At 68.0% G+C, this 14440-nt stretch carries 15 protein-coding genes; 7 read left to right on the top strand and 8 right to left on the bottom strand.

Features of this window, described 5'->3' with window-relative positions; genetic code table 11:
* Position 1 precedes the first annotated feature (1 nt).
* Complete coding sequence (locus ABZ420_RS07230; RefSeq protein ID WP_357118194.1) at positions 2-1114, top strand: acyl-CoA dehydrogenase family protein; 1113 nt, start codon at positions 2-4, stop codon at positions 1112-1114.
* A gap of 65 nt (positions 1115-1179) precedes the next feature.
* A complete protein-coding gene (locus ABZ420_RS07225; protein WP_357118744.1) occupies positions 1180-1923 on the top strand; it encodes an acyl-CoA dehydrogenase family protein in 744 nt (247 codons plus the stop codon).
* 68 nt (positions 1924-1991) lie between these two features.
* On the opposite strand, the gene ABZ420_RS07220 is transcribed toward ABZ420_RS07225, so the two are convergent.
* Positions 1992-2495, bottom strand: a complete 504-nt coding sequence (locus ABZ420_RS07220) for a hypothetical protein (RefSeq protein ID WP_357118191.1) — start codon at positions 2493-2495, stop codon at positions 1992-1994.
* A gap of 156 nt (positions 2496-2651) precedes the next feature.
* Positions 2652-3437: an enoyl-CoA hydratase gene (locus tag ABZ420_RS07215; protein ID WP_357118188.1), complete on the bottom strand. Its 786-nt coding sequence runs from the start codon at positions 3435-3437 to the stop codon at positions 2652-2654.
* 274 nt (positions 3438-3711) lie between these two features.
* On the opposite strand from ABZ420_RS07215, the gene ABZ420_RS07210 reads away from it, so the two are divergent.
* Together ABZ420_RS07210 and ABZ420_RS07205 are read left to right on the top strand one after the other, a co-directional pair.
* Positions 3712-4365, top strand: a complete 654-nt coding sequence (locus ABZ420_RS07210; RefSeq protein WP_357118186.1) for a TetR/AcrR family transcriptional regulator — start codon at positions 3712-3714, stop codon at positions 4363-4365.
* Positions 4366-4409: 44 nt separating this feature from the next.
* Positions 4410-5216 (top strand): acyl-CoA thioesterase domain-containing protein, encoded by an 807-nt coding sequence (locus ABZ420_RS07205; protein ID WP_357118183.1) that lies wholly within the window; start codon positions 4410-4412, stop codon positions 5214-5216.
* Between the two features lie 8 nt (positions 5217-5224).
* On the opposite strand, the gene ABZ420_RS07200 is transcribed toward ABZ420_RS07205, so the two are convergent.
* On the bottom strand, positions 5225-6106 hold the full coding sequence (locus tag ABZ420_RS07200) for a GTP-binding protein (protein ID WP_357118180.1): 882 nt from the start codon (positions 6104-6106) through the stop codon (positions 5225-5227).
* A 31-nt stretch (positions 6107-6137) separates the two neighbouring features.
* Positions 6138-7283, bottom strand: coding sequence for a thiolase family protein (locus ABZ420_RS07195; protein ID WP_357118177.1), 1146 nt, complete (start codon positions 7281-7283; stop codon positions 6138-6140).
* Positions 7284-7404: 121 nt separating this feature from the next.
* On the opposite strand from ABZ420_RS07195, the gene ABZ420_RS07190 reads away from it, so the two are divergent.
* On the top strand, positions 7405-8169 hold the full coding sequence (locus ABZ420_RS07190; RefSeq protein WP_357118175.1) for an SDR family NAD(P)-dependent oxidoreductase: 765 nt from the start codon (positions 7405-7407) through the stop codon (positions 8167-8169).
* A gap of 67 nt (positions 8170-8236) precedes the next feature.
* Here ABZ420_RS07190 and ABZ420_RS07185 read toward each other — a convergent pair whose 3' ends face one another.
* Complete coding sequence (locus ABZ420_RS07185) at positions 8237-9322, bottom strand: dihydrodipicolinate reductase (RefSeq protein WP_357118173.1); 1086 nt, start codon at positions 9320-9322, stop codon at positions 8237-8239.
* 62 nt (positions 9323-9384) lie between these two features.
* Positions 9385-10446 (bottom strand): Rieske 2Fe-2S domain-containing protein, encoded by a 1062-nt coding sequence (locus ABZ420_RS07180; RefSeq protein WP_357118170.1) that lies wholly within the window; start codon positions 10444-10446, stop codon positions 9385-9387.
* A gap of 137 nt (positions 10447-10583) precedes the next feature.
* On the opposite strand from ABZ420_RS07180, the gene ABZ420_RS07175 reads away from it, so the two are divergent.
* Positions 10584-11201, top strand: a complete 618-nt coding sequence (locus tag ABZ420_RS07175) for a TetR/AcrR family transcriptional regulator (protein ID WP_357118167.1) — start codon at positions 10584-10586, stop codon at positions 11199-11201.
* Between the two features lie 140 nt (positions 11202-11341).
* Here ABZ420_RS07175 and ABZ420_RS07170 read toward each other — a convergent pair whose 3' ends face one another.
* Positions 11342-11881: a hypothetical protein gene (locus ABZ420_RS07170; protein WP_357118164.1), complete on the bottom strand. Its 540-nt coding sequence runs from the start codon at positions 11879-11881 to the stop codon at positions 11342-11344.
* 192 nt (positions 11882-12073) lie between these two features.
* A complete protein-coding gene (locus tag ABZ420_RS07165; protein ID WP_357118161.1) occupies positions 12074-12409 on the bottom strand; it encodes an alpha/beta hydrolase in 336 nt (111 codons plus the stop codon).
* A gap of 355 nt (positions 12410-12764) precedes the next feature.
* Here ABZ420_RS07165 and ABZ420_RS07160 point away from each other — a divergent pair, with 355 nt between their 5' ends.
* On the top strand, positions 12765-14210 hold the full coding sequence (locus ABZ420_RS07160) for an MFS transporter (RefSeq protein WP_357118158.1): 1446 nt from the start codon (positions 12765-12767) through the stop codon (positions 14208-14210).
* Positions 14211-14440 lie beyond the last annotated feature (230 nt).

The raw sequence follows: 14440 nt of genomic DNA, 5'->3' as shown, positions 1-14440 counted from the left end.
CATGACCGCGGGCGCCGACCCGAACAGGGATGTCGCCACTTTCCGGTCGAACCTGCGCGCTTGGCTGGACCTCGACGACCTCACCCCCGGCCCCGACCACTCGCTGGACGGACAGGTCGAGCAACTGCTGCGGGTCCGACGCGCCTTGTACGACGCGGGTTGGATGCGCTACGGCTGGCCCGCCGCCGTGCAGGGGCTCGGGGGGCCCGCCGCGCTGCGCGCGGTGCTCGGTGAGGAGGTCGCCTCGCGCGACCTGGCCGAGCCCGGCATCTATTCGATGATCGAAGTGCTCGCGCCGACGGTGATCTCCTACGCGCGAGCCGAATTGGCCGCCACGATGGTGCCGCTGCTGCTGTCCGGCCGCGAGCAGTGGTGCCAGGGATTCTCCGAGCCCGGATCGGGCAGCGACCTGGCCTCACTGGCCACCAAGGCGACACCGCGGGGTGCGGACTGGGTGGTCAGCGGCCAGAAGGTGTGGACCAGCCTGGCCCAGTACGCCGCTCGCTGCGTACTGCTCACCCGCACCGGACCCGGCCACGACGGCATCACCGCCTTCTTCGTGGACATGGACTCCCCCGGCATCACCGTCCGCCCGTTGCGCACCATGCACGGCGTGGACGAGTTCGCCGAGGTCTTCTTCGACGACGTGACGGTGCCGGGCGACCGGATGCTGGGCAAGCCCGGCGACGGCTGGCGAGTGGCGATGGATCTGCTGCCCTACGAACGCTCGACCTGTTTCTGGCACCGGATCGCCTATCTGTTCACGCGGCTGGACCGGGTGCTCGAACAGTCCACGATCGCCGACGACGCCGAACTCGGCGCCGCGTACCTGGCGCTGCACACGGTGCGATGCCGCTCGCACGCGACGCAGCGGCGCCTGGCGGGCGGCACCCGGCTGGGTGCGGAGACGTCGGTCGACAAGGTGCTGCTGGCCACCGCCGAGCAGCGGCTGTTCGACACCGCGCGCGATCTGCTGCCCGGTGCGGTGGAACTCACCGACTCGCCGTGGCGCACCGAGTTCCTCTACTCCCGTGCGGCGACGATCTACGGCGGCACCGCCGAGATCCAGCGCAACATCATCGCCCGCCGCCTGCTGGACCTGGGAAAGGAGTGACGGTGGCCGAATCCGGCTTCGACCGGGCCGAACTCGCCCTGCTCACCGAAACGCTGCGCAAGACCATGGCGGCCACCACCGGGCCGGAGCTCGACGCGGCGCTGGTCGCACTGGGCTGGCCCGACCTGCTCGCCGAGTGGCCCGAACTCGCAGTCCCCCTCGTCTTTCGGCTACTCGGCGAGACCGGCGCGCACGCCGCGGTCCTCGACGACGTCGTCCGGCACGCGGCCGGACACGCGGATCCCGGTCCGATTCCCCTGCCGTTCGCGGGCGGGGCCTGGGTGGCGTGGGACCGCGACGGCGAGCCCGGCGCAGCGGTCGACGAGGAGCTGCCACTGCGCACCGTGGCGACCGGAACCGAGCTACCCTCGCGGGCCATCGCGGCCGGGCGGCGCGCACTCGGGTGGTGGCTGCTCGGCACCGGCCGAGCGATGTTGACGCTGGCCCGCGGGCATGCGCTGGACCGCACCCAGTTCGGACGCCCGCTCGCCTCGTTCCAGGCGGTCCGGCATCGGCTCGCGGAAACCCTCGTCGCGCTCGAGGGCGCCGAGGCCGCGCTGGACACCGCCGACGGCGAACTCGGAGCGCTGCTGGGCAAGGCCGCAGCGGGCCAGGCCGCGCTCACCGCCGCCCGGCACTGTCAGCAGGTGCTCGGCGGCATCGGATTCACCGCCGAGCACGACTTGCACCGGCACGTCCGCCGCACCTTGGTCTTGGACGGACTGCTCGGCAGCACACGGGAACTCATCCGCGAGGCGGGCGAGCAGATTCGTACCGCGGGTCGTGCTCCTCGGATGGCGCAGTTGTAGCAGGCACCCCGCGAACGGCCCGGCACCGGAATCCACTCCGGTGCCGGGCCTTCGGTGCGCAGCGACGATCAGCAAGCCGGCGACGTACCGCCCTGGAGGGTCATCAACGCGCAGAACGTGGCGGTGGCGACCTTCCACTGGCCGCCGTCCTTGACCGCCTGCCCGGTCTGGTTCGGCAGCACCGGATTGCCGCCCATCAACAGCGTGTAGGTGACATCGGCGTTGTTCGCGTCCACGAGCTTCACCGCCGATACCGTCACCGACGTGCCCTGGGACTGCGGGTTGGCCGCCTGCGCCTGAAGGATCGGCAGGAAGACATCGCCCTTCTGTACCAGCGCGGCCTTCTGGTCCGGCGGGGTCGTAGGGCTGAAGAAGCCGGTGTACACGTCGGTGATCGCCTTGGTGGTCGCCGCGTCGGCCTGGGCGGGCGCCGCACTGGTCGCCGCGGCGGCCGACGTGCTGGACGCGGTGCCGGTCGATTCGTCGTCGTCGCCGCAGCCGGTCAACGCCGCGGCCGCGACGACGGCCAGGCCACAACATGCCACGGCCTTGCGAAGGATGGAAACGCGCATGGAAATCCTCGTTTTCGGAAAAGGGAACAGCGAGGGCGGGCGCGTAAGCGCCCGATCGCCGGTGGATCGCACGGACACGGTGTCCCTTTCGAGGCGGCAAGGGCCGTGCGAATACTGCCGGAACGCTCCGGCAGACGATGGAGCCGGAGAACCGGCTTACTGCATGTTGGCCTTCATGTCGTCCAGCCGGACCAGGATCGGGAATCCGTTGACGCTCAGCGCGTTGCCGTGACCGGTCTGGTGCACGTCGAACACGGATTGGATCGCGGCGTAGAAACCCTGCACATCCAGTGTCTGGTTGACCGCGCGCTTGGCCTGGCGCAGCCCGAACGGGGGCATCGTCGCGATCTGCGCGGCCAGTTCCCTTGTCTGCCGGTCGAGTTCGGCGCGCGGCACCACCTTGTTCACCATGCCGACCTGCCGCGCCTCCTCGGCGGTCACCGGCCGGCCGGTGAACAGGATCTCCTTCGCCTTACGCGCGCCGAGTTCCCAGGTGTGGCCGTGGTATTCGACGCCGCCGATACCCATGAGCACCACCGGGTCGGAGAACAGCGCGTCGTCGGCGGCCACGATGAGATCGCACGGCCAGCACAGCAGCAGGCCACCCGCGATGCACCGGCCCTGCACTGCCGCGATGGACGGTTTCGGTACGTTGCGCCAGCGCAGCGAGTACTCCAGGTAGCGGCGCGACTCCAGCCCGTAGATGCGGTCGAGGGTGATCTTGCTCGGGTCGGGCCACGATTTGTCCTTCAGATCGTGGCCCGCCGAGAAGTGCTTGCCCTCCCCGCGCAGCACGATGACCGCGACGTCGTCGTCCGCCGCGGCGCGCACCCAGGCGGCGTCGAGCTGGTCGAGCAGTTCGCCGTTCTGCGCGTTGGCCGCCTCGGGCCGGTCCAGGGTGATGGTGGCGATCCGGTCCGCGACCTCATAGCGAATGTACAAAACGAGCTCCTCGAGTCCGGGAAGGCCGGGCGCGTGCCCGGTCACGACGGCGCGCCGAAATGCGGCCGGGCCGGCCGGAGCGGTGTCCGACGATCATCACGGCCTGCCTCCTTCCCGCGCCGATGCCTGAATGGCTGCGAGAATAGCATTCTCTATATAGGGAAGGGTAGTCTCGTCAAGGGGACGGACACGGTGACCCAGGAACCCGATGACACACCGTTCTCCGGTACAGTGCATCCATGTTCTCTTCATATGACCGAGGACCGAGGCGCCCGTGACCAGCCCGAGCGAGAAACCGGCCTGGAAGCAGCGCGCCGTCGAGCGCTCCCTCCGCACCGCCAAGCTGCGCGCCGAGGAGCGCGTGCAGCGGTTCCTGGACGCCGCCCAGGCGATCATCACCGAGAAGGGCAGCACGGACTTCACGGTGCAGGAGGTCGTCGACCGCTCCCGGCAGTCCCTGCGCAGCTTCTACCTGCAGTTCGACGGCAAACACGAGTTGCTGCTCGCGCTGTTCGAGGACGCCCTGAGCCGCACGTCCGAGCAGTTGCGCGCCGCCGCGGACGGCCAGACCGACCCGTTGGACAAGCTCCAGGTGGCCGTCGAGCTGTTGTTCGAGCTGTGCAGGCCGGATCCCTCGGCACAGCGGCCGCTGTTCACGGATTTCGCACCGCAACTGCTGATTTCGCATCCCGACCACGTGAAGGTCGCGCACGCGCCGATGTTGGCCCTGTTCACCGAACTGATGGATCTGGCCAAGGGCGCCGGGCAGCTGCGGCCGGAGGTCGACTCCCGCCGGACCGCGGCCATGGTGATGCAGACCGTCATGTTCACCGCGCAGTCCGCGGGAGCCTCCGACGACGAGACACAGCATCCCATCACCGCGTCCGAAGTATGGAACTTCTGCGCGCACGGTTTCGCCCGGGGCTGAGAACACTATTCTCCTGAAAGAGAATTTGACTTACACTCGGGTTCATGCCCGATCTGTGGAGTGATCTCGTCTCCTGCCTCGACTTGTCCGCGACACCCTCCGGCGACGATGTGTTCGAGGGCCGCAATCTGCGGTTGCCCTACAGCCGGGTGTTCGGCGGCCAATTGCTCGGCCAGTTCGTCCGGGCGGCCACCGCGGGCATCCCGGACAAGTCGATCAAGTCTCTGCACACGGTGTTCGCGCGCGAGGGCCGCACCGACGAGCCGATCCGCTACCGGGTGCACCGCCACCACGCGGGCCGCTCCTTCGCCACGCTGTCGTTGGTCGCCGAGCAGTCCGCCGGCGTCGTGGCGACCGCCTCGGTGTCCCTGCACGCGGAGGAACAGGGCCCGCACCGGCAGTCCGTCGCGGCGCCGCCGGAGCTGCTGTCCGCCGAGCACAAGGTGGAGTGGGACCTGCTGCCCTGGGAGACTCGGGCGAGCGTGGACCTCGACGATCTCGGCGCCGCCCCACCGGAATTCGAGTTCTGGATGCGCACCCCGCCAGTCGATCCGGCGCTGGCGCCCGCGCTGACCGCCTACGCGACCGACCTCACGCTCATCGGCACCGCGCTGCTGCCGCTGGACGGATTCGCCCAGGGCGGCAACGGCACCGCGTTCGTCTCTGCCGTCACCTCGCACACCCTCTGGTTCCATCGGAACTTCCGCACCGACGAATGGCTGCTGCTGCGCCAGCACAGCCCGCTGCTCGCGCAGGCCCGCGCCTACGGCCGCGGCGACATCCTCACCGAGGACGGCACGCTGGTGGCCTCCTACGCCCAAGAAGCCATGGTGCGCATCCCCCAGACCTGACGACGGCGTCACCGCGGCGCGGGCAGCAACAGTTCGGCCGCGCGGTAGGCGTCGTATTCGCCCGCCGCGACGGCGGCGGCCAGCCGGTCCAGCTCGGCATGGGCGCGCAACCGCGTCTGCGCCAGTGAGAGGATCTGCGCGCGGGCCCGCGCCGTGCGCCGCGCCGGGCTGTCGGCGCGATGGTGCGCCTCGATCGCCTCGGCCAATTCGGCGACCCGCTCGCCGCGCGCGGCGACCAAGGTGAGGATCGGCACGTCGGATTCGGCCCGCAGATCACGCACGGTCTGTTCGGCGCCCTCCCGGTCCGCCTTGTTCACCACCAGCAGGTCGGCCACCTCCAGCAGGCCCGCCTTCGCGGCCTGGACAGCATCGCCCGCACCGGGATTCAGGATCACCAGCGTGGGATCCGCGACCGCCGCGATCTCGATCTCCGACTGCCCCACCCCCACCGTCTCCAGCAGCACGACGTCGTAATGCAGCGCGGCGAGCAGCCGGATGGCGGCCGGAACCGCGGCGGCCAGCCCGCCCAGGTGTCCGCGCGTGGCCAGCGACCGGATCAGCACACCGGGGTCGTCGATGTGCTGCGCCATGCGGATCCGGTCCCCCAGCAGCGCTCCGCCGCTGTACGGCGAGGACGGGTCGACCGCCAGGACCGCGACCCGCAGCCCGCGCGCGCGGTAGACGCCCACCAGCGCGGCGATCGTCGTCGACTTGCCCGCTCCGGGCGGGCCGGTCACGCCGATCACCCGGACCGCGCGCGGCTGGAGTGCGGCTTGCACCTCGTCGCGGCGGTCCCCTTCGACCAGGCTCAGCAACCGGCCCGTCGCCCGCGCCGACCCGGCGCGCGCCAAGGCCAACAACTCGGCGACGGTCGCCGACGCCGGGCTCACGCCCATCCCGCCGCGCCGCGGTGCGATGCGGTCACGGAGCGGGGACCTCGATGACCGTGGCCGCGCCCATGCCACCACCCGCGCACATCGCCGCGATTCCCAAACCGCCACCGCGACGGCGCAATTCGTGGACCAGCGTGACGATCATGCGCGCTCCCGATGCGGCCACCGGGTGCCCGAGCGAGCAGCCGCTCCCGCTGACGTTCACCTTGTCCGGATCGAGGTCGAGTGCGCGGATCGCCGCGATCGGGACCGAGGCGAAGGCCTCGTTGATCTCGATCAGCCCGACCGCCGACAGCGAGATCCCCGCCCGGTAGACCGCTTTGGTGATCGCCTCGATCGGAGCGAGACCGGTATCGGCGGGATCGACGCCCACCGACGACCATGCGCGGATGTAGCCCAGCGCGGGCAGGCCCAGCCGGTCGCTGGCGATGGCGAGCGCGGCGGCGCCGTCGTTGGCGCCGGACGCGTTGCCCGCGGTGATCGAGAAGCCCTCGATCTCCGGATGCAGCACTTTGAGCGAGGCCAGTTTATCCGGGCTGGTGTCGCGCCGGGGATGCTCGTCGGTGTCGAACAGGCCGTGCGGGGTCTCGATGGGGACGATCTCCTCTTTGAACCGGCCCTCGTCGATGGCGGCGATCGCGTTGCGGTGCGAGCGCAGGGCCCAGGCGTCCATCTCGGCGCGGGAGATGCCCGCCTTCACCGCGGCGTTCCAGCCCACGGTGATGGACATGTCCAGCGCCGGGGCGTCCGGGCGGTCCGGGTGGCTCGGCGACACCCACGGATCGATCCACTCGTCCGCGCCGACCCTGAACCGCGCTTTGGGAGCGGTGGACTCGGAATTCACCCCGCCCGCGATCACGAGCTCGTCCATGCCGGAGCGAATCCCGGCCGCCGCGGTCTGCACCGCGGACATTCCCGCCGCGCAATGCCGGTTCTGGGCCAGGCCCGGCACCCTGGTCAGCCCCGTGGTCACGGCCGCGTGCCGGGCCAGCACGCCGCCGCCGTAACGGCCCTCACCCAGGACGACGTCATCGATCCGGGCCGGGTCGAGCCCCTCGGCGATCGCGCCGACCACGTGGTGAGCCAGATCGAACGCGTTGGTGTCGCGCAGCGTTCCCTTCCGTGCGGTACCGATGGGCGTCCGCAGCGCGGACACGATGACGGCTTCGGGCATTGGGGGCCTCCATTCCGGGCGACGCGATCGCGGCGCGGCGACTTTTCGGTGCTCATGCCGACAGTCATGAGAATATTATTTTCTCAACACGAGAGTACGACTTGCAAGATAGGATTACGACATGCAGATCAGTGGAAGCTCCGCGCTCGTCGTCGGCGGGACCGGAGGACTGGGCGAGGCGACCGCGCGGCGCCTGCACGCCGCCGGGGCGAAGGTCGTGGTCGCCGATATCGCCGACGACAAGGGCGAACAGCTCGAGAACGAGCTCGGAATCCGCTATGTGCACACCGACGCCACCGACGAGGACTCCGTACTCGCCGCCATCGCGGAGGCGCAATCGCTCGGGCCGCTGCGCATCTCGGTGGACACCCACGGCGGTCCCGCGAAAGGCGGCCGCCTGATCGGCAAGGACGGCGCACCACTGCCCCTCGACGGTTTCCGCACCACCATCGAGTTCTATCTGACCGCCGTGTTCAACGTCCTGCGTCTCACCGCGGCCGCGATCGCGAAGAACGACCCGCAGGAGGAGGGCGGGCGCGGCGTCATCGTGAACACCGCCTCGATCGCCGCGTTCGAGGGGCAGGTCGGTCAGCTTCCCTACGCCGCGGCCAAGGGCGGCGTGGTCGGGATGACCCTGGTCGCCGCTCGCGACCTCTCACCGGTGGGCATCCGCGTGGTGACCATCGCCCCGGGCACCGTGAACACGCCCGCCTACGGCAAGGCCGCCGACCAATTGGAGGCGTACTGGGGGCCGCAGGTGCCGTTCCCCAAGCGTATGGGCCGTTCGGAGGAGTACGCCAAGCTGGCGACCGCCATCATCGAGAACGACTATCTCAACGGCGAAGTCATCCGGCTCGACGGCGCTCTGCGGTTCCCGCCGAAATAACCGCCGCCGCGCGGGGCAGGCCGCTGCGGTGTTCTTCGCGCGTTCCGGCGTCGGAAAATGAACCCGTTCAACGTACGAAGCGACCGGCGAATCCGCGCAACGGCAGGTCGGCGCTGGTGATGATGCCTGGGCGGGCGGCGACGACGGATACGATCGAGTTCAGGGCGGGCAGCCCGGTGACGGTCATGCCGATCGAGGCGAAGTTGTCCGGGTTGGACAGATCGGTGCCCTTGCGCGGAATGATCATGTGTTTGCTGTAGATGTTCGGGTCGCCGGTGATCTGGGCGATATAGCAGCCCTTGATGTTCCAAGCCGGGTCGGTGTGCGGGGTCATCTGCCATTCGAGATGGCTTTCCACGCGCGGCACGCCGTCGACGAGACCCTGGTACTTGATGTAGTTCGCGCCGAGCGACCCCTTCGGCAAGAAGTACCAACCCAGATCGATGTCCTCGGTGCAGGCGCCGAGTTCGTAGGTGAAGCTCACCTCGTCGAGCTCGAGGTCGAAGGCATCGGCCAGGAGATGGACCGAGTCGGCGAACACCGCGGTGTATTTGTAGAGCGAATCCGGGATGGTCGGGTCATCGATCGGGCGGCCGTAGCCGACGGCTTTCCAGGTGTCGACGGAATGGTGGCAGGAGACGTCGACCGATTCGGTGACGGTGATGTTCTCGATATCGGCGACATCGGCGCTGTGCACAATGCCGAGGATCTGGCAGAGGCCGGGATTCATGCCGGTGCCGTAGAAGGTCGCGTTGCCGCGTTCGCAGGCGGCCTGGATGACTTCGCTGACCTTTCGGCCGGACGGATGCGGATGGTTCTTGTCGCGGTGGTATCCGGTGATCCAATCCGCGGTGGTCACGACGTTGATACCCGCCTGGAGGACCCGCTCGTACAGGTCCTCGTCCGGGAACACCCCGTGGAATGTGAGCACGTCCGGCTTCGCCGCGATGATCTCCTCCACCGATCCGGTGGCGGTCACCCCGATCGCGCCGATGCCCGCGATCTCGCCCGCGTCTCGGCCGATCTTGTCCGGCGAATAGCAGTGCAGCCCGATCAGTTCGAGGTCGGGGTGGTTTCGGATACGGCCGATCATCTCGGTGCCGAGGTTGCCGGTCGCGACCTGAAATACCCGAACCTTGCTGGAACTCGTCACGTGTGGGCCTTTCACTAAGGGGTTCGACGTCGGTATCTACGCCGCGGCGGCGAACGAACTCATCAGGGAGCCCTGCCATCGGCGAGACGGGCGGGGTCGACTGCGCCGCTGTAGAGCCGGTGCGGGTCGGTGCGAGCCGGTCCGCCGCCGGGGTAGAACTGTCGTGCCCATTCCCGCAGCGCCGTGAACCCCTGGTACTCCTTCTGCGACAGGGCGGGCGGATCGGAATAGCGCTGGTGCGCCCAGATGTGGATATCGGCTTCGAACTGTTCGATGACGAAGGCGGCCATCGTTTTCCCGTATCGAGTGATCTCGGGGCCGTCATCCCCGGGTTTGCGTCCGATCCATACCGTGAAGCGGACATCGGAGGTGTGTTCGTCCACGGGTGTCACCGCGGGCATCGTGCGATTGTCGACCATGCCCCAGCTCTTGGTGAGAGAACACCCCAGACCCGCGTTGATCGATTCGACGCCGCTGTCGACCTGGTCCGCGGTCACGCCCTCGTCGAAGGCGATGGTGAAGTCGACGTAGGAGACGGGTCCGGAGAAGTCGTGGCGGGTGAATTCCGGGACGAACGGTGTCTTGTGCACGAACTCGAAATGCGCGAAATCGACACCGTTCTCCATGACGTACTGCGGATGCAGTTCCAGCCCCGGCCGGTACAACGTGGCGATGGGCACCGGAGGGTAGTAGTCGGCGGCGGTCTTGCCGTCACCGAACGCTACGAACAGGTCGGGAACCTCGAAATACGGAGCGCGACCCTCGATGTCATACCAGATCCACACCGCTTCGTTCCGTTCCACCACCGGGTAGCTGCGGATCCTGCGTCCCTTGTTCGGATGCCTCTCGTACGGAATGCAGACGTTGCGCCCCTCACCGTTCCATTCCCAGCCGTGGAACGGGCACACTAGATTCTCGCCCGCCACATGACCGCCGTAACCGAGGTGAGCGCCGAGGTGCTCGCAGTAGGCGTCGAACACCGCGACCCGGCCCGACGTCGACCGCCAAGCGACCATCTCGCGCCCGAAATACTTCATCTTGCGCACCGCGCCGACCGCGATCTCGCCGCACCAGGCCACTTGGAACCAGCCCGTCGGCTCCATCGACAGTGGTGGTTTCGCCATCTCGATCCTCCCCGCTCCAAGGGCAGCGCGGCTTTGAATCCCGGCCTCGCGACGATCTGATCGTAGAACCCTCTGCTAAAGTATTCAAGAGGGTTCTGCGAAACTTGGACCGACCGCGGCCGATAGACTCCGGCATTGTGGCGGAGGTGGCGGCAAGCGGACGACGTGCGAACCGGCGCGGGATTCAATCCAGGGAAAGCATGCTCGAGGCGGCGATCGCCTCGCTGGCCTCCGGCGACCCAGCGGCGGTATCCGGCAACCGGATCGCCCGTGACATCGGTGCGACCTGGAGCGTGGTGAAATACCAGTTCGGCGACATCGACGGCCTGTGGGCAGCGGTCTTGCGCTACACCGCCGACAAACGCGGCGACCTGCCCGCCGGAATCAAACCCGACGGCACGCTGCACGAACGAGTGACCGCGATGATCACGGCCATGGCCGTAGGATTGCGCAGGCCCGAATCGCTTGCCATCGAAACTCTCCGCGCCGCCCTTCCCCGCGACCACGCCGAACTCGAACACGACTATCCCCGCACCGCCGCTGAACTCGCCTCATGGAAACCACACTGGGACGAGGCTTGCCAGAAAGCATTCGTAGATCTGGAACTCGACCCGGTCAAAGTGCGGCAGGTAGCCGCGCTCCTCCCGGCAGCCATGCGCGGGATCACATCCGAACGCACTCTGGGCACCTATGGCAACCTCGACGACGCCATGCAGGCTCTGATCGGCGGCATAGTCGCCTACCTCGAGACCTGATCACAGCGGACGTTCGGGCGCATCGACAGACCGAGCGCCCAGAGACGATGGGGTCCATCGTCACCATGCAGGAATGGCGAGAGAGGCGCAGTCTGCGGCTGGACCGGCTCGGCGCCGGCCGGCGATGATCGCCCGCCGATCTATGGCCCGAAGGTGAGGCCGAAACGCGCACCCAGGCGAGCGAGCGCCTTCGGATCACCGAAGACGGCTTCCCCGCTGACATCTTCGTCCGGCGGGTCGACCGAACAGAATCGTTCCGCGACACCGGTGTGAATTCCGGTGAGATAGGTCGCGAAGACGAGCGAGGCTTCCACGTCCTCGTCGTCGCCGGGATAGACCGGCCACGATTCGGTGACGCCGTTGGAATCGAACAGGAGCTCCCAGTTCGACTCCCTCTCCACCAGCCGTACATCGGTGATGGTCACCACGCCGCGGCTGCAGGCGGCGATCGACTGCAAGGCCGACTCGTACCACTCCCGCCGCTCGTCGTCGGTGCAGTCATCGATCCCACGAAATGCCTTGTAGCTGAAGCTGCATCGGATGCCGACCTCGCTGAGCAGATTGAGTACGGCACTCTGCTCGGGGTGTCCGTAATAGGTCAGCGGCTCCTCGACCGATTCCGCCACGAAGGGCAGCCGCAACGGGCCGAGGGTATCCCGTTCCCGAACACTCCGTCCCACCCGTGGATCTTCCCACTCCCGGGAGGTACAGACCCCGCGAGCGCCCTCAGCGCCACTCGGCCGAGGCCGCGAACTCGCGAATGCCGAGGTGCTCGTCAACCGGCCATCGCAGCGCCGCCCCGCGGCGAAGCCGACCTGGGCGCCTTGGCCTCGGCCTACGGTCTCGACCTCGACGACGTTCAAAGCCACCGGTCAGAGATGGTCCTTGAAGAAGGGCACGAGGCGGTCCAACGCCTGCGACACCGCTTCGGGCTTGTCGTAGAGGTCGTAGTGCGTCATGCCCTCCAAGACGACGAGGCCCTTGTCGGTGGACGCGGCACGCTGGTAGAGCTCGAACCCGTCGCGGTAGGCGCCGAACGCACCCGGCTTGTCGCCGACGACGATGCACAACGGCTGGGTGAGCAGGATCTCGGCGCGGGTATAGGCGTCCCAGCCGACAAGGCGGGCCTGCCGGGAGAACAGAAAGCTGGTGGCGTCCCGAGCCGGCAGGACGACCGCCGCGACGAAGGCCTGCTGTGCCGCTTCCACGGTCGCGAGCTGCGACCTCTCCTTGGTGCGGAAGAGGGTCTGAATCCGGCTTTGTTGATGCCGAGGTCATTGGCCAGACGCCCGAAGCTGAGTCCGTCGAGTCCGTCCAAAGAGGCGATCTCGACCGCACGGCTGGTCACGGCACGCCGTGACCGCACGCCGCGCAATGTCCGCCGACCGATGCCTTCCTCGGCCACCTTCTGCTCGCCTGTGCCAATACGGTCGATCGTATGCCGTTAGTTCCGGCACATGGAAGAGACCTAGACATATACATACGGTCGACCGTATTCTTTGGACGGACCAGTATTGATCGACGCATGGCGCCGAGCGCGGTGCTGACGAGAAGGGATACCTGATGGACGGCGTAGCAGCCGAGCGGACCGTGACCACGGACGAGACGACCACCTCAAGCTCGGGCCGGGACCATTCGACGGCGATCGTGTGGGTGCTGTGCGCAGCGGCGTTCATTGCCATGCTCGATGTCTTCGTGGTGAACGTCGCGTTCACGAAGATCGGTGAGTCCTATCGAGGTTCCTCGCTGGCGGATGTGAGCTGGGTGCTCAATGGATATGCGATCGTTTATGCGGCACTGCTGATTCCGGCGGGGCGCTTCTCGGACCGGCTCGGGCGCAAGGCCGGATTCCTGGTCGGCCTCGGCCTTTTCACGGTGGCGAGCCTTGCCTGTGCGATGGCTCCGTCGCTGTGGACGCTGGTGGCGTTCCGGGTCCTGCAGGCGGTCGGCGCCGCCGCGCTGACCCCGGCCAGCCTGGGGTTGATTCTCACCGTGCTGCCACCGACGCGGGTGTCGGGGGCGGTGAAGATCTGGGCCACAACGAGTTCGGCCGCTGCGGCGTTCGGCCCGGTGGTGGGCGGGGCGTTGGCCGAGGCTTCGTGGCGCTGGGTGTTTCTGATCAATCTCCCGGTGGGAGTGGTCGCCGGGTTGGCGGCCATGCACCTGGTACCGAATCTGCATCAGCGGATCCCGGCGCGGGTGCCGGACCTGCTCGGGGTGGCGCTGCTGATCGTGGCGATCGGGGCGCTGTCGCTGTGCCTGGTGAAGAGCGGCGACTGGCCCTGGACTAGTGCCGCGATGGGCGGCGCACTGGCCGTCGCGGCGGTCGGCGTGGTCGCGTTCGTGGTGCGGATGATGCGGCATCCGAATCCGGTGGTGTCGCCGGCCTTGTTCCGGGTGCGCACGTTCGTGTGGGCCAATGTCACCGTGCTGGCGTTCTGCACTGCGTTCGGGGCGTGGTTCCTCAGCATCGCTCTGTGGCTGGAGACTAGGGCACATTTCAGCACCATCGAAACCGGACTCGCCATCGTCCCGGGCCCGCTCATGGTGCCGATCTTCGCCGCTGTCAGCCAGCGCTTGCTCCGGCGGATTCCGGTGGGTGTCGTTGTGGCCCTGGGGAACCTGCTGTTTGCCGGTGGTGTGGTGCTCGTGCTGGTCACTGCCACCACGCCCGTGGGGTACGCCACCGACGTGTTGCCGGGGTGGGTGATCTCCGGCATCGGCATCGGTCTCGCGCTGCCCAGCATGATCGCCACCGCTGCCGTCGATCTGCCGCCGGCGGAGTCCGCCACCGGCAGTGCTGTGGTGAACACCGCTCGCCAGCTCGGCTATGTGCTGGGTGTCGCCATGCTGGTCGCCGTCCTCGGATCGCTCGACGCCGACGACGAAGCGATGCTGACCGCGTTCCGGCACGGCTGGTTGTTCGTCGCCCTCGTCGCCGCCGCCGGTGCGGCAACAGCATTCGGCATCACGCCCCGCACACGTCAGTCGCAATCGGAACCGAAGTAGACGCCCCCCTCACGACACCACCGCTGGCGCTGCTCGGAACGAACTACCTTCGAACCCGGCGGGCCGGTTGATGCCGGTACTCGCGTGGGCAAGGCCGCCGATGATGCCGACGCACGTCCGATGACGACGGCAGATGGGGGTCTGTCAGGAACTTTGGGGGTGGAGGTGATTCCGAACAGGTGCCGAAGTAGCTTCCCGCTGCTTCGGCGAGGAAGGATCACCCTGAACGA

It is taken from the genome of Nocardia sp. NPDC005745, assembly GCF_040630775.1.
Taxonomy (GTDB): Bacteria; Actinomycetota; Actinomycetes; order Mycobacteriales; family Mycobacteriaceae; genus Nocardia.
Note: the sequence above shows the minus strand (reverse complement) of the source record. Positions and strands in the feature narration are given on the sequence as shown.